Source organism: Cupriavidus sp. FW305-3-2-15-C-LB2, assembly GCF_058787575.1.
Map to the genome: position 1 here is coordinate 1 of NZ_JBYSZW010000038.1, position 24,682 is coordinate 24,682.

A 24,682-nucleotide genomic window follows, 5' to 3' on the forward strand; every position below is an offset into this window, starting at 1 on the left:
GGGGGAAAACTTCACTGACTTCCTCATGGCTCCATTCTCTCAACGATTGGAGCCTCCTCAAAATCCGGGGCGGTTCAAGAAGCGGTTCCGGACTGGCTTATGCGGAGGCAATAGCAGTTGCAGGGCGCGTGCGAAGCACCAACGCCAACCCAAAGATCAATGCAACAGCATTAGCCATGGCATAACCCAGCACGGCCCCGCGTGCACCTAGCCGCGGTACAGCAATAAGGTCGACAACGACAGTAGTTGCGAGCACCAGCGCCCACTTCACTGCCACCCACCGTGGCTTGCGCAGATACACCGGCAATAAACCCAATCCAACATCCGCAAATATCAGCGTCGACGCCAGCGCTGCCAGCCGCAGCAGCACGACCGTCTCACCGAACGCCTGCCCGTACAACAACTGAACCACCCATTCAGCACAAAGTGCCAGGATGATTGCCCCGCAAAGCCCGATTGCGACAATGCCGCCAGTTACGCGCAGCACATTCCGTCGTGCCGCTCCCACCGATTGCTGGCCGAACACATACATCGGCGCAACCCCGGCCGCCAGGATCGTAGCGATAGCCGAAAAATTATCCAGTACTTGCATGGTCGCTGCATACGCCCCCAGCTCCGCAAGTGGCACGTACGGCTTGAGAATCAGCTGGTCCGCACGTCGCGCGCACACCATCAGCATGAAGCTCACCCAGAACAGCGTCCCATCGCGTACCAGGTCTCGGGTCAGCGACGTGTCGCGGGTCGGTACGGTACGCGGCGCGCGCGACAGGTAGTACCAGGCTAGCAGCGCAGCGGCAATCAGCGGTTCGATGGCAAATGCTGTCGCATACGCAGGCACCAGGTTGACGCCGGTAAAGAACAGTGTGCCGACCAGCCCAGCCTTCGCAGCCAGTGCAATGAGGTTGAAGACTACGTTCGGCCGGTTATGCGTACGCGCCTGCATCCAAGCGATGACCACGCCGAAGGGTTCGCGCAGCATGATGGCCGTGCCGAGGATGGCTGCGGGGATCCACGTGTCTGCCGGCTGTTGTGTGAATGCCAGGTAAGCGCACATCAGGGCATAGCCGGCAAGGCCTGCGGTCAGGCGGATCGCAAAGGCGTGGGCGAGCAGCGCGTGGGTGGCTTCCGGGGCCGGCCGGGCGACGAGCATTGGTACCACGACTTCGGCGGAGCAGATCAATGGAATGGAGGCCGCGATGAACACCAGCGATTGCGCATACTGGAAATGCGCGAAGCCCTCAGTACCAAGCGCGCGCGCCAGCATGCCGACTACTGCGATGCCGACCGCGACCTGAAGCCCGCGGTCAGCGAGCATCCAAAGCAAGTTGCCGGCAACTTTGCGGCGCATCAACGGGCTTCCTTCAGTTGGTGGTATTGCGCCAGCCATTGCCGTGCGACGGCGGCCATGTCGAAGCTGTTGATCACCCGCTGTCGGCGTCGATGCTGTTGAGCTTGGGTGCCGGGCAGTTCCTCGATGGCGGCCGCGAGGCCCCTGGCCAGCGCTGCAGCGTCGCCAACCGGTGTGATCGTGGCGACATCGCCTGCCAGTTCGGCCACACCGGCCGCTGCGGTCGAGACTACCGGCAAACCGCTGGCCAAGGCTTCGCCAACGGCCAGCGGCATGCCCTCGATGCGCGATGACAGGACAAAGACATCGGCTGCGCGCAATAGCTCAGGGATGTCGTTCCTTGCGCCAGCCAGCAGCACGGCTTGATTCAATCCAAAATCTGCGATCTGGCTTGCGAGTTTGGCGCGCAGCGGTCCGTCGCCGGCAATCATCAGCCTGGCCCTCGGAAGCCTGCGATACACCTCGCGGAATGCCTCGATCAACATGGCCTGGTCCTTCTCTGGCACCAGCCGGCCAACATTCAGCACCAGCACTTCTTCAGCATTGAGGCCAAGATCCTGGCGCATGCGCTCACGCGAGGCATCGTCCTGCCGGAAGCGATTGGTATCGATGCCGTTGGGCATCACGATCACGCGGCCGCTTGGCACCGCGCCACTCGCAATCATGGCCTGCCTGCCCGCTTCGCTGACATGGGTGGTGAGGTCGCACCAACGGTCCGTCGCGCGATAGGCGAGGGCGCTCAGCCTGCCGCCTTCGCGCGCGCTATGGGCGGAACAAATGACTGGCGGCATCGCGCAAGTCCGTGCGAGCATCCGAGCAAACAGGTTGCCGTGGATCATGTGGGCGTGGATCACGTCCGGTTGCCACTGGCGAATAATGTGTCGTGCCTTGCGCAGCGCAGCGAGCATCGACGCCGGCATTTTGCGCATGCCAAGTTCGGTCACGGGGATGCCTGGCGGCAGATCCACTTCCGTGCCGGCGGTCAGGTTCAGGATGGCAACGTCGTTCCCAAGGGCTATGAAGCTTCCGGCAAGCGCGGCGATTTGCTGCTCGGCCCCACCTAGCTTGAGCCCAGTGGTGATCACCAGGATGCGCAATGGCCGTTGCGAATCATGACTGCCTGCATTCGCCATCAGCGGGCCCCGTAGCCTGTCAATAGCGTACGCATTGTCTTCACCGCGATCAGCATATCCAGTGCCAGCGAGCAGTGCTTGACGTAGTACAGGTCGTAGCTCAGCTTGGTCACGGTTTCTTCATGACTACCGGCGTATCCCTGTTGTACCTGCGCCCAGCCGGATAGCCCGGGACGAACCAGGTGACGGTAGGGGTAGTAAGCAATCGTTTCCGAGAACTGCTCGACCATTGGCACCTGCTCCGGCCGGGGTCCAATGAAACTCATTTGGCCGATCAAGACGTTCCACAGTTGTGGAATCTCGTCGAGCCGGTATTTGCGGATGATGCGGCCCACACGCGTGACACGCGGATCGCGCTGCGCGGCGAACTGCGCCGGGGCGCTTTTATCGACGCCCATGCTGCGGAACTTGAGCATGACAAACGGTTTGCCGAACAGGCCCACGCGTGACTGGCGGAAGATGGCGCTGCCTGGCGTTTCCAGCCGGATCGCCAATGCCACGGCCAGGCCGACGGGCAGGGCGAATGGTGCCAGGCAAAGCACGCCAAGGATGTCGACGGCTCGCTTGAGATAACCGTAGAGGTAATGGGCCGCGTAGTCATCGAGGAAGTTCTCATCGATGTGGGACAGCCCAACTCTTCCGGTCAGCATTTCGCCAACGCGCTCCACCGAATACATCCGCACGTCGCTCATCTTGTACCGGGCGAGTTGCCGGGTGCGCTCCGGGTCTGCCGTGGCGCTTCGGTCGAGCATCAGCCCGTCACAATGCTCGGCGTCCTCCAGTGAGCGGATGAGTTCGAATCGCATGTGCGCAGCTCGTGCTGCACCGGGTATGGTCAGTATGGTGTCCAGTTGCTCTAGCGCATGGGGGTCCGTATAGCCGAACACCGGAACGTAGTTCTGCACGAAACGGCGGTAGCCCAGCCACGTCCAACCCAGCGTGATGATGTAGGCGAGCAGCATCGCGCCGCGGGAGTATTCGATATGGAATGCAGCGAAGACGAATAGAAGCGCCACGAATGGCAGCGTGGCGGCCAGCCCGACAAGGCTGTTCCCTTCCATCGCCGGCAGGTGCAGTGAGCGATGCAGGAGCATGAAACCGGCCAGATACGGCACGATCGACCACAGCAGCGTGCGCGTGAACACATGGGTCACGAACCCGGCCCGATGGGCCAGCTCCGCCAGCGCCGCGTTGACTGCAAACAAGGCCAGTCCCAGCGCCGCCCATGCCAGCATCCGGCTGATGCGGCGAATGGTTTCCGAGCCGGCGATGCGCCGGCGGACCGTATGGCGGGGCAGGGCGTCGGTCTTGGTCGAATGCATCATGTCGGCACTCGCGTCGCGCTCGGCGGGGTCGGGAGCGCGGCCTGGTAGATGGTCCATGTGGCGTCGGCCATCCGTTTCAGGCCGAAAAGTTGTTCCCAGCGTTGGCGGGCGGCGCGGCCAAGGCTGGCGCGGAGGGCGGGTTCGCCGGCAAGGCGCTCGAAGGCTGCGGACAATGCGGATTCGTCATGGTGGTTGACCAGCAGGCCATGCTTGCCATCTTCCAGCTGTTCCCGGATTCCGGGCAGGTCAGAGGCGATGATCGGCAGCCCGGCTCGCATGGCTTCCAGCACGGAAAGGGGGAAGCCTTCATGGTCGGAGGCCAGCGTGAATGCCTGGGCAGTGGCCAACAGTCCGGCGATATCTGTCACGCTGCCTGGGAATGAGACCCGGCCGGGCGCGATGGCCTCGGCCAACTGCTGCATTGCCTCACGCTCCGGACCATCCCCTGCCAGAACGAGTTCGCAATCGGGCAGGCTGGATCTCGCAAACGCCCGGATCACCGCATCGGGCCGTTTCGGCGCCGCAAAGCGTGCCACCATGACGATCCGGCGCATCGGCTTCTCAAGCGTGGCACGCTGAATGGTATCCGCTATCCCATTTGGAACGACAGCGATTCGATCAGCCGGCAAGGGCAGTGCCTTTGCCAGCCGCCGCTCCGCTTCCGCCACGCAGATTACGCGCGCCGTCAGCGGCGCCAACATCCACTCCGCCACGCGCGCAGCGATGCGCTGGCGCGCCGGAGCCTCGGGCTTGAACGCGAAGCCATGGACTGTGTAGATGACAGGTATGCCGAGCAGGAATCCGGCGATGCGGCCCAGCGCCCCGGCCTTGGCGCTATGCGCGTGGATCAGGTCGGGCGCGACCTGTTTCAGCGCCTTGACCATCTCGCGCAGGGCAGCGATCGCCCGCCACGGGGACAGCGCGTTGTCTAGCCGCTCCAGCCGGATGGCCCGGGCGCCCGCCTGTTTTGCGATATCGAACAGGGGGCCGTCGCCGCCCGCCAGCAGGACGGTATCTGCCTTGCCCGCCATCGACTGCAACAGGTCGGCGACATGCGACTGCGCGCCGCCGATCTCCGAATTGGTGATCAGATAGGCGATGCGAGGGCGTGGCGAAGGCTGGGCAGTTGGTCTCAAGGTTCTGTACGTCTGTAGCCGGGTCGCGGCCGCCATATGTCACAGGGCAATGCAAGCTGTGAGGGAGGTTGCCGGGTGCCCGGGCAGATTGCTGCCGGCAACCATGGCGCCCCAAACGGGGAGCGGCCCAGGAGCGGCGGACAGGGCACCGCTCGATGTAGGACAGACTCCGAAAATTGTGTCCATCCGTGATAATGCGGCGATTATACCGCCCGGGGATGCCGCAATCCGGCAAAATAGCACCCTTTGGTGCGTCGCATTTTCTGTTTTTGAAAGTGCGGTGCGGCCGGAACGCGATACAGGAAGCCACATGCAAATCGATCCCACCATTTTTAAAGCCTACGACATCCGCGGAATCGTGGGTAAGACTCTCACGCGCGACGTTGCGCGCCAGATCGGGCTGTCGTTCGGTTCGGCGGCGACTGAACTGGGCGAAAAATCCATCGCCGTAGGCCGCGACGGCCGCCTCTCCGGCCCCGACCTCATCTCCGGCCTGATCGAAGGCCTGCGCGCCGCCGGCCTGGACGTGATCGACATCGGCCTGGTCGCCACCCCGATGGTCTACTTCGCCACCAACATCGAGATCGACGGCGTCCGCCCGACCTCCGGCATCATGGTCACCGGCAGCCACAACCCGCCGGACTACAACGGTTTCAAGATGGTGCTGGCCGGCAAGGCGATCTATGGCGAGCAGATCCAGGCGCTGCGCCAGCGGATCGAAGCGGGCCAGTTCAGCAGCGGTGCCGGCACCTACAAGCAAGTCGATGTGCGCCAAAGGTACCTCGACCGCATCATCAGCGACGTCAAGCTGGCCCGTCCGATGAAGGTTGCCCTGGATGCCGGCAACGGCGTGGCCGGTGCCTTCGTGGGTGACCTGTTCCGTGGCCTGGGCTGCGAGGTGACTGAGCTGTTCTGCGACGTGGACGGCAATTTCCCGAACCACCACCCTGATCCCGCACATATCGAGAATCTGCAGGATCTGATGAAGGCCCTGCGCGAGACGGACTGCGAGCTTGGCCTGGCCTTCGACGGTGACGGCGACCGCCTTGGCGTGGTGACCAAGGACGGTCAGGTGATTTTCCCGGACAGGCAACTGATGCTGTTCGCTGAAGAGATCCTGTCGCGCAACCCGGGTGCCCAGGTTATTTACGACGTGAAGTGCACTGGGAAGCTGGCCCCCTGGATCCGCGAACATGGCGGTGAGCCGCTGATGTGGAAGACCGGCCATTCGCTGGTCAAGGCCAAGCTGAAGGAAACGGGCGCGCCGATCGCGGGCGAGATGAGCGGCCACGTGTTCTTCAAGGACCGCTGGTATGGCTTTGACGATGGCCTGTACACGGGGGCGCGCCTGTTGGAGATCCTGTCGCGCCACGCGGATCCGAGCGCGGTGCTGAATGCGCTGCCGAATGCCAACAACACGCCGGAACTGCAGCTCAAGTGTGCCGAGGGTGAGCCGTTCACGCTGCTGGACCAGATCAAGGCGAACGCGAAGTTCGAAGGGGCGCGTGAGGTGATCACCATCGATGGCGTGCGCGTGGAGTATGCCGATGGCTTCGGCCTGGCACGCCCGTCCAACACCACCCCGGTGGTGGTGATGCGTTTCGAGGCGGATAACGACGCCGCGTTGGCGCGTATCCAGGCGGAGTTCAAGCGCGTGATCCTGGCAGAGAAGCCGGATGCTCAGCTCCCGTTCTGAGCGCGCGACGGTGCCGGCGGCATCATCGGACGCGGCCGGTGTGGCGCAGCCCACGCCGGCCGCGGTGCCTTTCACGCTGCCGGAACGGCCGCGCATCCTGCTGGTCAAGGTGTCGTCGCTCGGTGACGTGGTGCACAACATGCCGCTGGTGCATGATCTGCGCGCGCGCTGGCCGGGTGCCGAGATCGACTGGGTGGTGGAAGAGGGCTATGTCGAGCTTGTCCGGCTGCTGCCGGAGGTGCGCCGGGTAATCCCGTTTGCGCTGCGGCGCTGGCGCAAGCGCGTCCTGCAGGGCGGCACCTGGCGCGAGGTGCGCGAGGTGCGTGACGCGTTGCGCCAGGAGCGCTATGACGCGGTGATCGAGAGCCAGGGTTTGCTCAAGACCGCGGTGGTTGCGCGCGTGGCCGCGCGGGCGCCCGGTGCGCCGATTATCGGGCTGGGCAATGCCACGGAGGGCTCCGGCTATGAGCCGGCGGCGCGGCTGCTATACACCGATCCTGTGCGGGTGCCGCGCCAGACGCATTCGGTGCGGCGCTCGCGCTTGCTGGGCGCTGCGCTGACCGGGCTTGTGCCGGCGGAGCCGCCGCAGTTTTTCGGGCCTGCCGCGCAGTCGCTGCATGTGGACGATCCGCTGTGGGGCGATCTGCCTGCGCACTATGCCGTGTGCTTCCATGCGACCGCTGGCGCGCGCAAGAAATGGGCGGTGCAGAACTGGCATGCGCTGGGCAGGCGGCTGGCGGATGAGGGGCTGGTGATGTTGCTGCCGTGGGGCAATGACAAGGAACGCCAGGCTGCCGAAGAGATCGCTGCCGGTGTGCCGCAGGCGAGGGTGTTGCCGCGTTTCTCGGTGATGCAGGGCTTTGGGCTGATCAACCGGGCCGAGGTGGTGATCGGGGTCGATACGGGCCTGGTCCATATCGCCGCGGCATTGTGCCGGCCGACGGTAGAGATCTATACGGCCACGTGGCGCTGGAAGACTGAGGGCTACTGGTCCGGGCGCATCGCCAATGTCGGTGACGACGGCGTGGTGCCGTCGGTCGATGAGGTCTACGACGCGGCTTGCCGCGTGCGCGGAGTGGCTGCCTGATGCTGCGTTTGCTCTATAGCATGTTATGGGTGGTGGTGCTGCCGCTGGCGCTGCTGCGCCTGGCCTGGCGTGCGCGCAAGGAGCCGGGCTACTTGCAGCATGTCGGCGAACGCCTGGGTATATACGGCAGCCTGCCCCGGAAAGGTCCGTGGCTATGGGTCCACGCCGTGTCGGTGGGCGAGACCCGCGCCGCGCAGCCGCTGATCGAGGCGCTGCTCGGCGCCTATCCGCGCCACCGCCTGCTGCTGACGCACATGACGCCGACCGGCCGCCAGACCGGTGCGCAGCTGTTCGGCAAGGAGCCGCGCATCCTGCAGTGCTACCTGCCGTATGACCTGCCATGGCTGGTGGGGTGTTTCATGCGGTACTTCCGGCCGCAGGCGGGCATGCTGATGGAGACGGAGGTGTGGCCCAACCTGGTGCGCGGCGCGCGCAAGGCCGGAGTGCCGCTGTTCCTGGTCAATGCGCGCCTGTCGCCGCGCAGCTTCCGGCGCACGGCGCGGTTTGGGCGCGCTGCGGCGGTCATGTATGGGGATTTTGCGGGCGTGCTGGCGCAGACGGCGGGTGATGCCGAGCGCTTTCAGGCGTTGGGCGTGCCGGCGGTGCAGATCACCGGCAACCTGAAGTTCGATATGCAGCCGGCGCCGGCAGGCGTTGCGCTGGGCGAGCAGTTGCGCAAGGTCATTGGCACGCGTGCGGTGCTGGCAGCCGCCAGCACGCGCGAGGGAGAGGAGCCGATGTTGCTCGACGCGTTCTCCCGTTGGCAATCACTGGCGGGCGATGTCCCGCGTCCCGCTCTGCTGCTGATCCCCCGTCACCCGCAGCGCTTCGATGAAGTCGCCGCGATGGCGGCGCGTGCGGGGTTCTCGGTCGAGCGCCGGAGTGCACTGGATCTTGACGGCATCCAGTCGCCGCTGACTGCCGATATCGTGCTGGGCGATTCGATGGGCGAGATGGCGATGTACTTTGCTGCGTCGGATCTTGCCTTTATCGGTGGCAGCCTGTTGCCGTTGGGGGGACAGAACCTGATCGAGGCCTGCGCGGTCGGCACGCCGGTACTGGTTGGCCCGCATACCTTCAACTTTGCGCAGGCGACGGAGGACGCGATTGCCGCGGGCGCTTGCCTGCGCGTCGACAATGCCGATGCGCTGATGCGCATCGCGGCAAGCGTGCTGGCCGATCCGGCCCGTCTGGCCGATATGCGCGCGCATGCGCACACCTTTGCGGGTCTGCATCGGGGCGCCACCGTGCGCACCCTCGCTGCGCTGGCCCCGGCGCTGGAAGGCTGATCCGGTGCCTACCCTGGTGCCTTGACCAGGGCATCCCACTGCAGCGCAAGCCGCTCCAGCGTGAATTGGCTTGCCTTGTCGCGGCCGCCGGCGCCAAGGCGGCTCGCCAGTTCCGGCTGGCGGATCACTGTCAGCAGCGCCTTGGCCAGCGCATCGGCATCATCCACGGCAACCACCAGAGCATCCTGCCCCGGGGTAAGCAGTTCGCGGGGTCCGGTCTCGCAATCGGTCGATATGATCGGCAGGCCAAAAGCCATCGCTTCGATCAGCACCAGCCCGAATCCCTCATAGCGCGAGCTCAGGCAGAAGACCGATGCACGCCCGTAGGCCTGCGCCGGATCCTGGCAGATACCCGGCAGGCTGGCCCGGCCTTGCAGTTGCAGCTGGCTGACCAGTGCAGTGAGGGCAGGGCGCGCTTCGCCTTCGCCGTGGATGACCAGATGCCATTCCGGTTCCGCTTCCACCACCTTCTGCCAGGCGCGCAGCAAGACATCGAAACCTTTCGCCGGGACCAGCCGGCCCATGGCCAGCACGGTCTTCTGCATGCGTGGCGCGGGTTCGGCCGGCATCGGAAATGGCAACGGATTCGGCAGGCAGACTACCTCGCCGCGCGGCCGCAGTGCCTCAAGCCAGCGGCGGCGGTCCCGTTCTGTCAGCACGACCACCTGCCGGCAGAACTGCGCGGCCAGCCGACGTGCCACCTTGCGTGCCGGCTTGCCGAGATCCTCGTCGAAATGGCAATGCTCCCACGCGATATGGTGCAGGCCCAGGCCGAGGGTGGCAGGCAGCACGAAGAGTTCAAGCATGGTGTCGACCTGTACCAGCACATCGATGCGATGCGCGGTGCAGTGCCTGCGGATGCCGGCGACCGTGGCGAAATAGGCGCGTTTGAAGGAGGGCCGTTGCGCGAACAGCGCTTCATGGCGCACGCGTGGATGCAGAGGGAACCGGCTGGCAGCATCCCAGAGGCTCAGGATCGTGACACGATGGCCAAGATCGGCCAGCGCATTGGCGATCGTTGCGGTCATCCGCTCCGCGCCGGCCATCGCATTCAAGGTACCGGTCAGGAAGCAGATGTGGCGTCGTGAGTCCTGGCTCAACTGGCCGCCCGCGCGGGCAATGCGTCCTTGCGCGCAACCACATAGGCAAAGCAAACGGCCATGATCAGGCTGTAGAAGGCATTGACCAGGGTCGTGGCGAACATGACCTCGGTCAGGCCGAACACCATGAAGCCGCAGCACAGGGCCAGGCCCATGGCGCTGGCAACCTGCGTGCCCCGGTCTGCATTGCCAAGATGGCGCAGGAAGAAGGCGGCTGGTACCAGATACAGGGCAAGGATTGCCAGTAGGCCCGGGATGCCGAGCGTGGCCGTAGCATGCAGGAGTTCATTGTGTGAATGCGGCATGGTGGCAGCCATTGGGGTGATTACATGCCGCGCCGCAAGTGTTTGCAGGGTCCACTCAAACTTCTCTGGCCCTACGCCGGTCCAGGGGTGAGCCTGTATCATTTCCAGTGAGGCCCGCCAGAGCTGTAGCCGTATCCCGGTTGGGGTGTCCAGCGTTACATGCTGAGCGAATTGAGACACTTCGGATACAACGTCTGCCATGCGCTGCTGCACGCGGGCGCTGCCGAGCCACGCGAGGCTCATGAGGCCAGCCAGCCCAACCATGGCCGCCGCTTTGTGCATCCGCGTCAGCCTGTGTGATGCAGCTAGCGCAATGAGTGCCAGCACGGGGATGGCGAGCCAGCCGCCACGCGTGCCGCTCATGTATGAGGCGTACAGGCCGGCAAAGCCTGCCAGCAGCTTCAGGCCCGATTGCAGGTAGTCCCTGGGACGATCCCATCCAATTGAAATCAGGGCGAGTATTCCCATCAGCATGGAAAGATTGCTAAGGGGAATGATATTGGAGGACCCTACGTGAGCTGGGCGACCGGCAGCTGTCGCCTCGTGAATCCAGGCCGCGGAAAGGAGCGCACAGACCACGAAACCCCACTGCACATTCCGCATCCCACCCCTGCCAAGCCGTACCATCCCAAAAACCAACGGAATGAACAAAGCAAAGCGCAGGTAAAGGTAAGAAACATGCGGCTCCTCCGCCCCCGACAGCAGTTGCTGCAACAGCACTGCCAGCGGCAACGCCGCCATGGCCAGCATGAAGAACCAGTACCTGCGCAACAGCCCCCCACATTCCGTCCGGCCCTCGCGTCCGCCGGCAACGAGAGTGATGGCGCTCCAGCCGAGCAGGAGTCCGTAGCAGAGGTTGCTAACCGTCGGCTTGACAAACATCAGCGCAGGGAACGCTGCCAGAACGGCACAGGCGGCCAGGTACAGAGCTTTGTCGACCCCATACGATTGGGATCTCTGCAATCTCGTCATCAAGAGCATGGAGAGAGGTTTCCGGAGGAAGGGTTGTGCACTCGGGATGCGGGCCGATCCATCCTTCTTATTATTTTGTCGCCGCCTGTTGGGCAGCGGAGCCTGTCGGTCACATTGCTGCGCCGGGCGAGGCAATTATATCGGATGGTCAGGGTGGGATTTTCTTGATGTTCCGCATCCTAGCCCGCCGAACCGGTTGGGACGTTACAGAATGTATGTGATTCAATCGATGCTTCACCGGCGCTTTGGCGCAACCGCCTTGCTAAACTGATGTATCAGTAGGGTGCACTTTTCGGCATGCCCTTTGTCAGATCTGTCGATTGCATCCATGCGGCCGTCTTGAGCGGCCTGTTACAGGAGTCCTTCATGCACAGCCGTACCAGCCTGTTCTCCTTCTCCCTGGCTGCCCGCAGCGCGGCCGCCTTGCTGGTGGCAGCCATGCTCGGGGCCTGCACGACCGCGCCGGCGCCTGACCTCCCCTCCGCCGGCACCAACCTCAACCAGACCCAACCCTCCGGCCCCAGCCGCTGGGAACTGGTGCGCTGGCAGCAGCCCGACGGCGCGCAGCGCGATATCCCGCACGGCGACAACGGCCAGCCCATCATTTTTGAGTTCAATGAGGGCATCGATGCCGCGCAGGGCACGGTCAGCGGTACCAGTGGCTGCAACCGCTTTACCGGCAGCTATGGCAAGACCGATACCGGCATCCGCTTCGACCGCATCGCCGGCACGCGCATGGCTTGCCCGCCGCCGCGCATGGAACTGGAATCGGCGTTGCTCAAGGCGATGCAGACGCCGTTTGCCACGGTCGGCACGCAGCCGTCGGCGGGCAGCACGGGCCGGCAGATCATCTGGAAGACTGCCGGCGGCGACCTGCTGCAGTTTGTCGAGCGCGAAGGCGTGGGCAGGCGCGGTGCGAGCGTGGAGGCCGCCGGCGTGGAGAAGGTGGTCTATATCGATTCGCAGCGCGTGGAGTGCTCGGGGGTGGGCAAGATGACGTGCTACCGCTGGCGCGAATCGCCGGAGGCGCCGTGGCAGCTCTGGTATGGCCCGATCGAGGGGCTGGATTTTGAGCCGGGCGTGGCCTACACGCTGCGAGTGCGCGAGTACCAGGTGCCGAACCCGCCGGCGGATGCGTCGTCGATCCGCTGGCAGCTGCTGAAGGTGGAGTCGCGTACGCGGGCGAAGTAGTGCGACGCCGTTCACGCAAACGGGCCGCAGTTGCGGCCCGTTTTGCTTTGCGGCGTGCTGCGGAGGATCAGGAGCGCGGTGCGCCGGCGGGCGTGGCTTCGCGCCGCGTGCCGCGGCGCTCGACCGAGGCGCGCGGGTTTGCCGGGGCCCTGGCGCCGGCCTGGGCGGGCGCGGGCAGCTTGTATAGCGCGCCCGGCGAAGAGGTCAGCAGGGTGTTGATCTGCACCACATCGGCTTCCTGCAGCACGCCAGTGGAGGCCTTCAGCCTCAGGCCGTTCATGATGGTGTCGTAGCGGGCCTTGGCCAGGTCGCGCCGGGTCGAAAACAGTTGCGCTTCGGCGTTGAGCACGTCGATATTGATGCGCACGCCCACTTCATAGCCGAGCTGGTTGGATTCCACCGCACTGGTGGCCGAGCGTTCGGCGGCTTCCAGGGCCTTGACCTGGGCCAGGCCGTTGGACACGCCGGAGTAGGTCTGGCGGGCCGTCTGCGCGGCGCTGCGGCGCGCGAATTCCAGGTCGCTGGCGGCCTTGTCGGCCAGGGCCAGGGTCTCGCGCACGCGCGACTGGATCTGGCCGCCGGCGAAGATCGGCATGGTCAGCTGCACGCCGATCTGCGAGGCGTTGTAATGGGTGGAGATCGCCTGCGTGGCGCTGCCGGTCTGGTTGGTGAAGCCGTACGAGGCCACCAGGTCGACCGAGGGCAGGTGGCCGGCCTTGGCCTTGTTGGTCTCGCGCTGGGCGGTTTCCAGGTTGTAGCTGGCCAGGTTCACCTGCAGGTTGCTGGTCTCTGCCTGCGCGGCCCAGGCGTTGACGTCGGGCGGCTGCGGGCCGGGGATGGGTGCCTCGGGGCGCAGGCCCAGCACTTCGTCGACCGGCTTGCCGGTGATCTGCTGCAGCGTGGCGCGCTTGATCTCAAGGTCGCTCTGCGCGGCGATTTCGGTCGAGGTGGCCAGGTCATAGCGGGCCTGGGCGTCGTTGGTGTCGGTGATGGTGGCGGTGCCGACTTCGAAATTGCGCTTGGCCTGCTCCAGCTGCTCGGAGATGGCCTTCTTCTGCGCGCGTGCCAGGTAGAGGTTGTCCTGTGCCGCCAGCACGTCGAAGTAGGCCTGCGCGCTGCGGGTGATCAGGTCGAGCTCGGCCTGGTGGAAGCTGACTTCACCGGCCAGCGACGCCAGTTCGCCCTGCTTGTAGGTTTCCCAGCGGTCCCAGCGGAACAGCGGCTGGCTCAGCTGCAGCTGCCAGTTGTTGTTGTTGAAGAAACGCGTGCCGGAGGCGCTGGGCGATCCGCCGATCGGCAGGGACGCGGTCTGGTCGAGCTTGGTGCGGTTGGCGCCCGCGGTGCCGACCACCTGCGGCAGCAGCCCGGCGCGGCCCTGGGGCAGCCGCTCGCGCGTGGCCAGCAGCTGCGAGCGCGCGCTGGCAAACTGCGCGTCATTGGCTTGCGCATCGCGATAGACCTGCAGCAGGTCGGCCGCGCTTGCCGGTGCCGCCGGCATCATGGCCAGCAGCGGGGCAAGCAGGGAAACCGCGATCGCCAGGCGTGTCCGGATCACTCCGGGCAGGGCGTTGGGCGCAAACGTCATGAAAGCTCCAGGTTGCCGGGCGCGGGCCGCGGCTACAGTCGATTCTTCTTGGTGTTGCTGTGCTGGACTGCCGCTTCAGTACTTCGGCATGGCCGGGTCGACATCGCTGGCCCAGGCGTCGACGCCGCCGGTCAGGTTGTAGACCTTGCCGTAGCCCTGGCGCTCCAGGTAGGCCGCCACCTGCATGCTGCGTGCGCCGTGGTGGCAGATGCAGACGATGTCGGCGTCTTCGTCGAGTTCGGCCGCGCGCGCGGGGATGTCCCGCATCGGGATGTGGGTGATGCCGGGCATGGCGCAGGTCTGCACCTCCCAGCCTTCACGCACGTCGAGCAGGACCGGCTTGGCGCGGCTGGCATCGGCCAGCCACTGGGCCAGTTCGGTCGCTTTGATGACCTGCATGGTGGATCCGTCCTCAGAACTGGAATTGCGACGGCCGGGCCGCGCCCTGCAGGGGCTTGACGGCGGTTTCGAACAGGTTGACGACCTGGTATTCGGTCTCGGACACGCGTGTGACCAGGCGCGCTTCCATTACCGGCAGTTCGCCGATGAAGGCGGCGATGCGGCCGCCCACCTTGACCTGCGACAGGATCGACTGCGGAATCGCCGGCAGCGAGCCCGAGATGCAGATCACGTCGTAGGGCGCGGCGGCGCTCCAGCCGTCGGCGGCGTTGCCTTCGGCCACGTCGACGTTGGTGACGCCCGCGTTGGCCAGGTTGGTGCGGGCCAGCTCGACCAGCTCGGGCACGATGTCCACGGTCAGCACGTGGCGCGCGCGGTTGGCCAGCAGGGCGGCCATGTAGCCGGAGCCGGCGCCGATTTCCAGCACGTTCTCATGCTTGCGCACGGCCAGGTCCTGCAGGATGCGGGCTTCCACGCGCGGCGCCAGCATGTTTTGCCCGGCGGGCAGCGGAATCTCCATGTCGACGAACGCCAGCGAGGCGTACGCGGCCGGGACGAACTGCTCCCGCTTGACTACCGCCAGCAGGTCCAGGATTTCCTGGTCCAGCACGTCCCACGGGCGGATTTGCTGTTCGATCATGTTGAATCGGGCTTTTTCGAGATCCATCTTGCCATTCCTTACCAATGCCAACCGCTGTCGGTCTGTGCGCCGGCCGCGCGGTGCCACGGCCGGACAGTCTTATCAAACCCTTTATTTTAACCTTGCAGACGCCGCCAGGCTCATTCCGCGCTGGCCTCCGCCGGGGCCGGGCGATCCGGTGCCGCTTGCCGGCCGGGCGCGGGCTGCGCGTGCGCTGCGGGCTCGCTGGCGGGCTTGCCTTGCCACAGCCGGCGCAGCCAGGCGCCGAAATCATCAAGATACGTATAGATCACCGGCACCACCACCAGCGTCAGGATCGACGAGGTAATGATCCCGCCGATCACGGTCTGGCCCATCGGCGCGCGCTGCTCGGCGCCTTCGCCCAGGCTGAAGGCCAGCGGCACCATGCCGAAGATCATCGCCAGCGTGGTCATCAGGATGGGGCGCAGCCGCACGCGCGCGGCCTCCACCAGCGCCGCCTCGCGCGACAGCGGCTGGCGGCCGTCGCCAACTCCACCCTGGTCCACATGGCCCTGGCGCGCCTGGTTGGCGAAGTCCACCAGCAGGATTGCGTTCTTGGTCACCAGCCCCATCAGCATGATGAAGCCGATGATCGAGAACATGTTCAGCGTCGAGCGGAACAGCAGCAGCGCCGCGAACACGCCGACCAGCGTCAGCGGCAGCGAGGTCATGATGGCGATCGGCTGGAAGAAGCTGGCGAACTGCGAGGCCAGGATCATGTAGATGAAGATCACCGCCAGCGCCAGCGCCGACACGGCGTAGCCGAAGGACTCGTTCATCGACTTGGTCGACCCGCCAAAGCGGTACTTGTAGCCGGCCGGCCAGTTCATGCCGTCCAGCGCGGCCTTGACGTCGCGCGCGACTTCGCCGGCCGAGCGCCCGGCCACGTTGGCGGTCAGCTCGACCTCGCGGTTCAGGTCGCGCCGGCTGATCTGGTTGGCGCCGGTGGTCGGCACCAGCTCGGCGATCTGGCGCAGCGGCACCATCCTGGGCGAGCCGTCGGCGTTGGTCTGGCTGCTGGCGATCATCAGCGCGCTCAGGTCGGCCATGCCGGTGCGCGCGTCCCTGGGCAGGCGCACGCGCACGTCGTAGTTCTCGTCATCGGGCGCGCGCCATGAGCTGATGGCGTCGCCGGCCAGCAGCGGGCGCAGGGCATTGCCGATCTGCGCCACGCCCACGCCCAGGTCCGAGGCCAGCTCGCGCCGGATGCGCACCTCGATGGTGGGGCGGTCGTCCTTCATGCTCGAATCCAGGTCGGCCAGGCCGCGGATCGCCTTCATGCGCGTGCCGGCTTCCCTGGACAGGCGCCGCAGTTCGTCCAGGTCATCGCCCTGGATCGATACCTGGATCGCCTTCTGGCCGCCGGCGCCGTCGGGCATGCCCACCATCGTCAGCGTGATGCCGGCAATGCCCGCCAGGCGCTGCCGGATCAGCGGGTTGAGCTGCGCGGTGGACAGCTGGCGCGAGCGCCGCTCGGTCAGGCGCACCGACACCAGCGCATTGTTGCGGCCCGAGGCATTGCCCGAGTTGATGGTGGCGTAGGTGTAGGCCACTTCGGGGAACGATTTGAGCGCGGCTTCCACCTGCCGCACCTTGGCTTCGGTGACTTCGATCGAGGTGCCGACCGGCGTGGTGAATCCCACCTGGGTCTCGCCCAGGTCGGCATTGGGCACGAATTCCGTGCCGATCAGCGGCACCAGCGCAAAGCTGCCGAAGAAGGTCACCGCGGCGATGATGGCGGTGGCCAGCCGGTGCTTCAGCGCCCAGCCCAGCATGCCGGCGTAGCCGTTGCCAAGCTTGTCCATCTTTGCCGAGAACCAGTCCAGCAACCGCCCCACCGTGCGCCCGTACCAGCTCTTCTTGTTGCCGGTGCCGTGCAGGTCCGGGTCACGCCAGACCGACGACAGCATCGGGTCCAGCGTGAACGAGACGAACATCGAGATCAGCACCGCCGCCACCACGGTGATGCCGAACTGGTGGAAGAAGCGCCCGATGATGCCGCCCATGAAGCCCACCGGCAGGAACACCGCCACGATCGAGAAGGTGGTGGCCAGCACCGCCAGCCCAATCTCGTTGGTGCCGTCCAGCGCCGCACTGCGGTGGTCCTTGCCCATCAGGTTGTGGCGCACGATGTTCTCGCGCACCACGATGGCATCGTCGATCAGCAGGCCCACGCACAGCGACAGCGCCATCAGCGTGATCACGTTGAGCGTGAAGCCGCACATATACATCACGCCGAAGGTGCCGATCAGCGCGATCGGCAGCGTCAGGCCGGTGATCACCGTGCTGCGCCAGGAGCCCAGGAACAGGAATACGATTGCCACCGTCAGGAAGGCGCCTTCCAGCAGCGTCGATCGCACCTCCTTGACGCTGCTGCGGATGCCGCGCGCGGTGTCGTTGACCACGTTCAGCTGCACCCCGGCCGGCACCAGCTTGCGTGCTTCCTCGGTCATGCGCACCAGGCCGTCGACGGTATCGACCGTGTTCTGTCCCTGCGCCTTCACCACCGACAGGAACAGGGCGCGCTTGCCGTCCAGCAGCGCCAGGCTTTCCTGCTCTTCCTGGCCGTCGCGCACATCGGCAATCTCGCCCAGCGTGACCGGCTGTCCGGCGCGGCGCGCGACGATGATCTGGCGGAACGCGTCGGGGGTGGGCACGCGGCCCTTGATCTGCACCACCGTTTCCGTGGCCGAGGAACGCAGCTCGCCCGCGGGCAGTTCCTGGTTCTCGTTGCGGATGGCGTTCATGACCTGGTCCACGCCAATCCCCAGCGCCTCGAGCTGCGCCGGCCGGATGCGGATCTCGACCTCGCGCTTGGTGCCGCCCACGATATTGATGGCGCCCACGCCGCGCACCGTCTCCAGCCGCTTGCGCACGATCTGGTCGGCGATGGTGGTCAGCTCGCGCTGGCTGTGGGTGGCGCCCGGTGCGTTGGAGACCGAGAGATAGAAGATCGGCGCATCGGACGGGTCATAGCGCAGCACGCGCGGCTCTTTCACCTCGTCGCGGAACTGCGGGCGGATCAGCGCGATCTTGTCGCGTACGTCCTGCGCGGCCTGGCCGACGTCGACGCTCAGGTCGAACTTGATGACGACGACCGAAGTGCCCTGGTACGAATGCGAGAAGATCTCGTCGATGCCGGAGATGGTGTTGACGATCTCCTCGACCTTGCGCGTGACGTCGGACTCCACCGACTCCGGCGCGGCGCCGGGATATTCCGTCTGCACCACCACCACCGGGAAGGTGATGTCGGGGAACTGGTCGACCGGCAGCCGCTGGTAAGAGAACAGCCCCACCACGATGAAGGCCATCATCATCATGGTGGCCAGCACCGGGTTGCGGATCGACAGGCGCGTGAACCACATGGCGCGGGCCCTTATGCCTTGACGCGCTTGACCTGGCTGCCGCTGCGCAGCGTGCCGAGGTTGTTGCGGACGATCTCGGTGCCCGCGTCCAGCCCCGAGACGATCTCCACCATGCCGCTGGCCTCGTCGCGGATGCCAAGCTGCACCGGGCGCTCGGCCAGCGTGTCCTTGTCGATGGCATAGACAAAGGCGCGCTCGCCTTCGGTGCGCACCGCCGAGGACGGCACCGCCACTACGCCGGCACGCTCGCCCAGCACCAGCGCGCCGCGCGCGAACATGCCGGCGCGCAGCGTCTGGTCTGCATTCTCGATGCGGACATAGACCATGATGCTGCGCGTGCCCTGGCTGACTGCCGGGTTGATGCGCACCAGCTTGCCGGTGAAGCGGCCGGCGCCTTCCACGTCCAGCGCCACCGGCTGGCCGACCGCGGCGCGCGCCACGTCCGCCATCGGGATCGGCGCTTCCAGTTCCAGCACGCGCAGGTCGACCACGTCGACCAGGCGCGTATCCGGCGAGACCTTCTCGCCCGGCTGCACCGTGCGCGCGGCCACCATGCCGTCGAGCGGGGCCTTGACCACGGTGTCGGCCAGCGCCTTCTGCGCCACCGCCAGGCCGCCCTGGGCCGCGTCAAGGTTGGCGCGGGCAACGTCCAGGTCGGCCTGGTACTTGTCGAACGCGGTCCTGGAGATAAAGCCCTTGCCGACCAGCTCGCGGTTGCGCTCCCAGGTCTGGCGCGAGTTCTCGAACTGCCCGCGCGTGGCCAGCATCTGGCCGCGCGCCTGCGCTACCTTGGCCTCGTACTCGGTGGGATCGATGCGCACGATCACCTGGCCGGCGCGCACCGGCTCGCCCTCACGTACCAGCACCGCCTTGACCTCGCCGGAGACCTTGGCCTTGACCGAGGCCTGGTTCAGCGCACGCAGGCTGCCCGACAGCGGCAGCGACACCCGCAGGTCCTGGCGCGCCACGCTGACCAGGTCGGTCTGCAGGAATTCCACCACGTTGACGGCGGCCTGGGCCGGCGCCTGCGGCTGACGCGTGCTGCCGGCCTTGCGCACGGCGACCGTGGCGGTCAGCGCGATGGCGATGCAGGCGGCGGTGATCAGCAGGGTCTTGCGCTTCATGTTCAGGGGCCGGGTCGCGGCGCAGGGGGATCGGGTTCGGCGTCGGCTTCCATGGCGGCGGCGCGTTGCGCCAGCATGTCGTCGCGGATGCGTTCCCAGATATAGGGGCCGGTCTGCGGCGGCAGCGGGCGATTGCGGGCATCGCCGGTGGTGAGCCCGAACAGCAGCGTGTCCAGCAGGCCGTCCAGGAAGGCCTCGGGGTCGATGTCCTTCTCGGCGGTGGCGCGCAGCGCGCGCTGCCACAGCATCAGGAACACCAGCGGCGCACAGACCAGCGTCGTGGTGGGGTTGGCCGGCAGAGCGCGGAATTCGCCGCGCGCCACGCCGCGGGCCAGCACCTTGGCGAACAACTCGTCGCCCGGCATCATCACTTCCTGGTTATAGAAACGGGCGATGTCCGGGAAGTTGGCCGACTCGGCCATGATCAGCTTGGTCAGCCCCGCCACCGGCGTGGCGCCGATCAGGCCCCACCAGCCGCGCAGCAGCTCGCGCAACAGCTCGGGTGTGCTGCCGTCGTAGGCGTCGACCAGGTCCGAGCCGCGCGCCAGTGCCGGCACCAGGTTCTCGCGCACCACCGACTTGAACAGCTCTTCCTTGTTGGCAAAGTAAAGATAGACCGTGCCCTTGGACACGCCGGCCGCCGCGGCCACGTCTTCCAGCCGGGTGGCCGCATACCCGCGCTCAACGAAGAGGTCGAGCGCGGCGGCCACCAGCTCTTGCGGGCGGGCGGCCTTGCGCCGGCTCCAGCGCGGGGTGTCGGCTTCCTTGTGCGGATCGGCGGGCGTTTTCACGGATGTCTTGCGGCTACTGCGGGGCACGTGGGGGGCGGGTCAGAAAGTTAATAACTTGTGGGTCAGTAATGTAGATGAGCGCCATGAGGGGGTCAAGCGCAGGCCGGCGACCCTCGGGAACACACCGAGGCGGCACTGAGGCTGATTTGCCGCGTGTGGCTTGTTGTCCGCTTTTTCCGGCGGCGCCCGGGCGCGGCTTACGGTGTTTTCCTTTTCTTACAGGACGACAGCGGCCCTTCGGGCACAATGTCCGTTTTGTGCCGGCCGCTTTGCGGCTGTCCATTGCACATCCTGAACCATCGTCATGAGCTGCCGGTCAGACCTTTCCTGCCGCGCGGGCTGCGGCGCCTGCTGCATCGCCCCGTCGATTGCCTCGCCGCTACCCGGCATGCCCGCCGGCAAGCCGGCGGGCGAGCCGTGCGCGCAGCTGCTGCCGGATATGCGCTGCGCGGTATTCGGCAGCCCGGACCGGCCTGCGTTCTGCGGCGGCCTGAAGCCGTCGGCCGAGATGTGCGGCGATTCGCGCGAGGCCGCGCTGCACTGGCTGACCCGGCTGGAAATCCTGACCGCGCCGCAGGCCGGGCCCGGGCGGCCCGGTCCGCTCGCATGACGCCTGGTACGCTACCTGACTATCCCGCAATCGGAGGCAATATGATCCGGACTTCCCGACGGCGCTGGCTTGCCGCGGCAGCCGCGGCCACGCTGGCCGTGGGCCTGGCCGCCTGCGGCGCCTTCCGCAACGAATACACCTTCTCGCAAAGCCAGCTGCAGGCGGCGCTGGAGCGCAAGTTTCCGTTCAACAAGCGCTATATGGAGTTGTTCGACATCCAGCTGACCAACCCGCAGTTGACGCTGGACCCGGCGCGCAACCGCGTCAACGTGCAGTTTGACGCCATGATCGACAACAAGCTGTTCTTCAGCCGGGCCCTGTCAGGGCGTTTTGCCCTGGACAGCGGCCTGCGCTATGACGAGCCCACGCGCTCGGTGGTGCTGCAGGACCCCGAGGTGCAGCGCTTCGACGTGCAGGGCATGCCCGCGCAGTTTTCGCGCCAGCTCAACGCGCTGGGCGGCATCCTGGCCGAGCAGCTGCTGCAGGACTATCCGCTCTATACCTTCCGCGAAGACCAGCTGCGGGTTGCCGGCAGGAATGTGGCACCCGGTACAATCACCGTTTTGCCAGACGGCATCAACGTCAAGATCAACCGCCCGTGACCGGGGCGCTCATACAACAATCCAGGCGGTCCGGCGCGCATGCCGGGCAACGCCCATGACCACGTTTCTCCGTTCCGCATGGAAATCGCACTTGCCCTGAAAGCCGTGATACTCGGCATCGTCGAAGGACTGACCGAGTTTCTCCCCATCTCCAGCACCGGCCACCTGATCCTGGCCGGCCAGCTGCTCGACTTCAACGACGAGAAGGGCAAGATCTTCGAAATCGTGATCCAGTTCGGCGCGATCCTGGCGGTATGCTGGGAATTCCGCGCGCGCATCGGCAACGTGGTGCGCGGCCTGCGCGCCGAGCCGCTCGCGCAACGCTTTGCCGCCAACGTGGTGATCGCCTCGGTGCCGGCCATCGTGCTGGCCTTTATCTTCGGCAAATGGATCAAGGCCCACCTGTTCAACCCGATCTCGGTGGCGCTGGCCTTTATCGTCGGCGGCGTGGTGATCCTGCTGGCCGAATGGCGCGACGCGCGCCGCGGCACGGTCTCGCATCCGCAGGGCAATGCGCTGCTGGAGGCCGCCAAGGCCGGCGCGCCGCGGATTGAATCGGTCGATGACCTGAACTGGCGCGATGCCCTCAAGGTCGGCCTGGCGCAGTGTTTCGCGCTGGTGCCGGGCACCTCGCGCTCCGGTGCCACCATCATCGGCGGCATGCTGTTCGGGCTGTCACGGCAGGTGGCCACCGAGTTCTCGTTCTTCCTGGCGATCCCGGTGATCTTCGGCGCCACCGTCTACGAGCTGTACAAGGCGCGCGCGCTGCTGAACGGGGACGACCTCGGCATCTTCGCGGTGGGCTTCGTCTTTGCCTTCCTGTCCGCCTTCCTGTGCGTGCGCTGGCTGCTGCGTTTCGTCGCCACGCATGATTTCAAGCCGTTTGCCTGGTACCGTATCGCCTTCGGCATCGTGGTGCTGTTGACCGCGTACTCCGGCCTGGTGTCCTGGCACGCCTGAGCGGGATTGCAGCAGGCAACAAAAAAGCGTGGCAGGTGCCACGCTTTTTTGTTTCTCCGTCGCCAGCGCTCAGGCGCGCTTGCGGAAGACCACGTCCCACACGCCATGCCCGAGGCGCACGCCACGCCGCTCGAACTTGGTCACGGGCCGGTAATCGGGCCGCTCGGCAAATCCGTCCGCAGCGGTCGAGGTGTTCTCCAGCAACGGCTCGCCCGACAGCACTTCCAGCATCTGGTGCGCATACTCTTCCCAGTCGGTCGCGCAATGGATATAGCCGCCCGGCTTCAGCCGCGCGGCCAGCACCTTCACCAGCGGCGGCTGCACCAGCCGGCGCTTGTTGTGGCGCTTCTTGTGCCAGGGGTCCGGGAAGTAGATATGCACGCCGTCCAGGCAGTCATCGGTCAGCATATGCGCGATCACCTCCACCGCATCGTGCTGGAGGATCCGCACATTGCCCAGGCCGCGCTCGTCGATCAGCTTGAGCAGCGCGCCCACGCCGGGCTCATGCACCTCGCAGCCCAGGAAGTTGTCTTGCGGCCGCAGGCCGGCGATATGCGCGGTGGTCTCGCCCATGCCGAAGCCGATCTCAAGGATCGACGGCGCCTTGCGGCCAAATGTTGCCTCCCAGTCCAGTGGCTGCGGTGCGTACGGCACCATCATGCGCGGGCCGACTTCGTCGATGGCACGCTGCTGTCCGGTCGAGGTCCGCCCCGCGCGGCGCACGAACGAACGGATCCGGCGCGGATGCGCAACGCCTTCAGGATCGGCAGGAGAGGGGGCGGACGCTTGTCCGGCGCTGTCTACCGGCGCGGCGTCGTCAGCCGGCGTCGGTTCGGTGCTGGGGTCTTGGGGAAGCATGGCAACAAAAAAGCCGCCGGGCAGATCACCGTAATGGTGGCAAAGGCGGCTTGTCTCGACTGGAAGTGGAGCGGGCGATGGGAATCGAACCCACGTCTTTAGCTTGGGAAGCTAAGGTAATAGCCATTATACGACGCCCGCGAACCCGCGATTTTATGCGGATTTCTGGCGAGGACGCAAGCTGCCAGCTGCGGTGCCGGCCAAATAAGTGCCTGTGCCAGCACTAACGTCCTGATCCGCTACCACGTAGAAATCGCCTGCGGCGTAAACACCGGCATCCCGATACCAGCCGCCGCATCCGTCAACGGCTCGATTTCCACCGCGGGCCGCTCCGACCTTACCTGGCCGAAGATGGCCGCAAACGGTATGTCCGCGGCATCCCGGCCGGTGCCGATGCGAAGCAGGCCGGTGGGGATCGAGATGCCCGAAGGATCCAGCAGGTACCAGCGGTGCGACAGGTAGACCTCCACCACCGCGTGGAAATCCGGCCCGCCCATGTCTGCGTCCGCGCCGTAGTCGAGGCTGCTGGACATGCGTGCCGGGATGCTCAGCGCGCGGCACAGGGCGATCATCAGGTGGGCGAAATCCCTGCAGACGCCGGTGCGTTCCACGATTGTGTCGGCAGCCGAGGTGCGTTCGTTGGTAGACCGCGACAGGAAGCGCACATGATTGCGCACCCACTCGCGGATGGCGTAGACGCGCACATAGCCCCGCAGCATGCCGCCGAACTCGCGGCTGGCGAATTCCATCAGGCGGTCGGATTCGCAGTAGCGGCTTGGTGCCAGGTAGGGCAGGACATCGAAGGGCAGCTCGGCAACGGGCACTTCTGACAACCTGTCGCCGTCTTCCAGGTAGTGATCGATGTCGATGATCGCCTCATAGCGGATGCCGAGGGGGCCCTGGGGTGCGCGCAGTCTGAGCAGCCGGTTGGCCAGCACGGGATCGGTGTAGCGGGCGGTCTCGAGGCCGGGCGGCAGCGTCAGCTGCTCCGAGACGACGGACTGCCGGGGCGTGCGGGCGGCTTCGATATTGAGCAGGAAGTCCGCCATGGGATCCATGACCTCATAGGACAGGCTTACTGCGTACCTGAGGCGGTTCATCGGGTGGTCAGCACTGGCTGGGGCCGTGGAAAGGCGGCCGGTTCC

Annotated in this window: 21 protein-coding genes and 1 tRNA gene; 7 read left to right on the forward strand and 15 right to left on the reverse strand. The window is 66.0% G+C overall.

The genetic code is table 11. From position 1 onward, the window contains the following. Window positions 1–97: 97 nt before the first annotated feature. The 4 genes from AC3WRR_RS24110 to AC3WRR_RS24125 are packed head-to-tail and all read right to left on the reverse strand — an operon-like array spanning window position 98 to window position 4,978. Entirely contained in the window at window positions 98–1,348 is a 1,251-nt protein-coding gene (locus AC3WRR_RS24110) for an oligosaccharide flippase family protein (RefSeq protein WP_492298314.1), read from the reverse strand. Next, complete coding sequence (locus tag AC3WRR_RS24115) at window positions 1,348–2,481, reverse strand: glycosyltransferase (RefSeq protein ID WP_492298315.1); 1,134 nt, start codon at window positions 2,479–2,481, stop codon at window positions 1,348–1,350. The genes AC3WRR_RS24110 and AC3WRR_RS24115 overlap by 1 nt, the downstream gene beginning before the upstream one ends. Beyond that, window positions 2,481–3,806, reverse strand: a complete 1,326-nt coding sequence (locus AC3WRR_RS24120; protein ID WP_058696738.1) for a sugar transferase — start codon at window positions 3,804–3,806, stop codon at window positions 2,481–2,483. The genes AC3WRR_RS24115 and AC3WRR_RS24120 overlap by 1 nt, the downstream gene beginning before the upstream one ends. Next, window positions 3,803–4,978: a glycosyltransferase family 4 protein gene (locus AC3WRR_RS24125; RefSeq protein WP_492298317.1), complete on the reverse strand. Its 1,176-nt coding sequence runs from the start codon at window positions 4,976–4,978 to the stop codon at window positions 3,803–3,805. Before AC3WRR_RS24125 ends, AC3WRR_RS24120 begins: the two co-directional genes overlap by 4 nt. Window positions 4,979–5,252: 274 nt before the next feature. Between AC3WRR_RS24125 and AC3WRR_RS24130 the strand changes: the two genes are divergently transcribed. The 3 genes from AC3WRR_RS24130 to waaA are packed head-to-tail and all read left to right on the forward strand — an operon-like array spanning window position 5,253 to window position 9,014. Continuing rightward, window positions 5,253–6,638 carry a phosphomannomutase/phosphoglucomutase gene (locus AC3WRR_RS24130; RefSeq protein WP_492298319.1) on the forward strand — a complete coding sequence of 462 codons (1,386 nt, stop codon included), beginning with the start codon at window positions 5,253–5,255 and terminating at the stop codon, window positions 6,636–6,638. Further along, a complete protein-coding gene (gene waaC, locus AC3WRR_RS24135) occupies window positions 6,619–7,725 on the forward strand; it encodes a lipopolysaccharide heptosyltransferase I (protein ID WP_492298321.1) in 1,107 nt (368 codons plus the stop codon). The genes AC3WRR_RS24130 and waaC overlap by 20 nt, the downstream gene beginning before the upstream one ends. Further along, complete coding sequence (waaA, locus tag AC3WRR_RS24140; RefSeq protein ID WP_492298323.1) at window positions 7,725–9,014, forward strand: lipid IV(A) 3-deoxy-D-manno-octulosonic acid transferase; 1,290 nt, start codon at window positions 7,725–7,727, stop codon at window positions 9,012–9,014. Before waaC ends, waaA begins: the two co-directional genes overlap by 1 nt. Window positions 9,015–9,022: 8 nt before the next feature. Here waaA and AC3WRR_RS24145 read toward each other — a convergent pair whose 3' ends face one another. Together AC3WRR_RS24145 and AC3WRR_RS24150 are read right to left on the reverse strand one after the other, a co-directional pair. Next, window positions 9,023–10,114, reverse strand: coding sequence for a glycosyltransferase family 4 protein (locus AC3WRR_RS24145; protein WP_492298324.1), 1,092 nt, complete (start codon window positions 10,112–10,114; stop codon window positions 9,023–9,025). Beyond that, window positions 10,111–11,400, reverse strand: coding sequence for an O-antigen ligase family protein (locus tag AC3WRR_RS24150; protein ID WP_058696702.1), 1,290 nt, complete (start codon window positions 11,398–11,400; stop codon window positions 10,111–10,113). The genes AC3WRR_RS24145 and AC3WRR_RS24150 overlap by 4 nt, the downstream gene beginning before the upstream one ends. Window positions 11,401–11,757: 357 nt before the next feature. On the opposite strand from AC3WRR_RS24150, the gene AC3WRR_RS24155 reads away from it, so the two are divergent. Next, window positions 11,758–12,582 carry an META and DUF4377 domain-containing protein gene (locus AC3WRR_RS24155; RefSeq protein ID WP_492298326.1) on the forward strand — a complete coding sequence of 275 codons (825 nt, stop codon included), beginning with the start codon at window positions 11,758–11,760 and terminating at the stop codon, window positions 12,580–12,582. A gap of 67 nt (window positions 12,583–12,649) precedes the next feature. On the opposite strand, the gene AC3WRR_RS24160 is transcribed toward AC3WRR_RS24155, so the two are convergent. The 6 genes from AC3WRR_RS24160 to AC3WRR_RS24185 all read right to left on the reverse strand — a co-directional run bounded on the left by AC3WRR_RS24160 (window position 12,650) and on the right by AC3WRR_RS24185 (window position 20,534). Continuing rightward, complete coding sequence (locus AC3WRR_RS24160) at window positions 12,650–14,167, reverse strand: TolC family outer membrane protein (RefSeq protein ID WP_454751191.1); 1,518 nt, start codon at window positions 14,165–14,167, stop codon at window positions 12,650–12,652. A 75-nt stretch (window positions 14,168–14,242) separates the two neighbouring features. Next, window positions 14,243–14,566: a rhodanese-like domain-containing protein gene (locus AC3WRR_RS24165; RefSeq protein ID WP_011615877.1), complete on the reverse strand. Its 324-nt coding sequence runs from the start codon at window positions 14,564–14,566 to the stop codon at window positions 14,243–14,245. Window positions 14,567–14,579: 13 nt separating this feature from the next. Then, the gene (locus AC3WRR_RS24170; RefSeq protein WP_010813784.1) at window positions 14,580–15,233 is read right to left on the reverse strand and encodes a protein-L-isoaspartate O-methyltransferase family protein; all 654 of its coding nucleotides are present in this window, start codon (window positions 15,231–15,233) and stop codon (window positions 14,580–14,582) included. A 113-nt stretch (window positions 15,234–15,346) separates the two neighbouring features. Next, on the reverse strand, window positions 15,347–18,592 hold the full coding sequence (locus AC3WRR_RS24175) for an efflux RND transporter permease subunit (RefSeq protein ID WP_492298328.1): 3,246 nt from the start codon (window positions 18,590–18,592) through the stop codon (window positions 15,347–15,349). Window positions 18,593–18,603: 11 nt separating this feature from the next. Continuing rightward, window positions 18,604–19,716, reverse strand: a complete 1,113-nt coding sequence (locus tag AC3WRR_RS24180) for an efflux RND transporter periplasmic adaptor subunit (protein ID WP_492298330.1) — start codon at window positions 19,714–19,716, stop codon at window positions 18,604–18,606. Window positions 19,717–19,718: 2 nt separating this feature from the next. Continuing rightward, the gene (locus AC3WRR_RS24185; protein ID WP_492298332.1) at window positions 19,719–20,534 is read right to left on the reverse strand and encodes a TetR/AcrR family transcriptional regulator; all 816 of its coding nucleotides are present in this window, start codon (window positions 20,532–20,534) and stop codon (window positions 19,719–19,721) included. A 277-nt stretch (window positions 20,535–20,811) separates the two neighbouring features. Here AC3WRR_RS24185 and AC3WRR_RS24190 point away from each other — a divergent pair, with 277 nt between their 5' ends. The 3 genes from AC3WRR_RS24190 to AC3WRR_RS24200 all read left to right on the forward strand — a co-directional run bounded on the left by AC3WRR_RS24190 (window position 20,812) and on the right by AC3WRR_RS24200 (window position 22,679). After that, window positions 20,812–21,117: a hypothetical protein gene (locus tag AC3WRR_RS24190; RefSeq protein ID WP_037023570.1), complete on the forward strand. Its 306-nt coding sequence runs from the start codon at window positions 20,812–20,814 to the stop codon at window positions 21,115–21,117. A gap of 41 nt (window positions 21,118–21,158) precedes the next feature. Further along, complete coding sequence (locus tag AC3WRR_RS24195; protein WP_439668137.1) at window positions 21,159–21,719, forward strand: DUF1439 domain-containing protein; 561 nt, start codon at window positions 21,159–21,161, stop codon at window positions 21,717–21,719. Window positions 21,720–21,797: 78 nt separating this feature from the next. Further along, window positions 21,798–22,679 (forward strand): undecaprenyl-diphosphate phosphatase, encoded by an 882-nt coding sequence (locus AC3WRR_RS24200; RefSeq protein WP_010813778.1) that lies wholly within the window; start codon window positions 21,798–21,800, stop codon window positions 22,677–22,679. A 69-nt stretch (window positions 22,680–22,748) separates the two neighbouring features. Here AC3WRR_RS24200 and trmB read toward each other — a convergent pair whose 3' ends face one another. The 3 genes from trmB to AC3WRR_RS24215 form a co-directional block, all read right to left on the reverse strand. Then, the gene (trmB, locus tag AC3WRR_RS24205; RefSeq protein WP_010813777.1) at window positions 22,749–23,537 is read right to left on the reverse strand and encodes a tRNA (guanosine(46)-N7)-methyltransferase TrmB; all 789 of its coding nucleotides are present in this window, start codon (window positions 23,535–23,537) and stop codon (window positions 22,749–22,751) included. A gap of 66 nt (window positions 23,538–23,603) precedes the next feature. Next, window positions 23,604–23,678, reverse strand: a tRNA-Gly gene (locus tag AC3WRR_RS24210). 98 nt (window positions 23,679–23,776) lie between these two features. Then, the gene (locus AC3WRR_RS24215) at window positions 23,777–24,637 is read right to left on the reverse strand and encodes a transglutaminase-like domain-containing protein (RefSeq protein WP_011615870.1); all 861 of its coding nucleotides are present in this window, start codon (window positions 24,635–24,637) and stop codon (window positions 23,777–23,779) included. Window positions 24,638–24,682 lie beyond the last annotated feature (45 nt).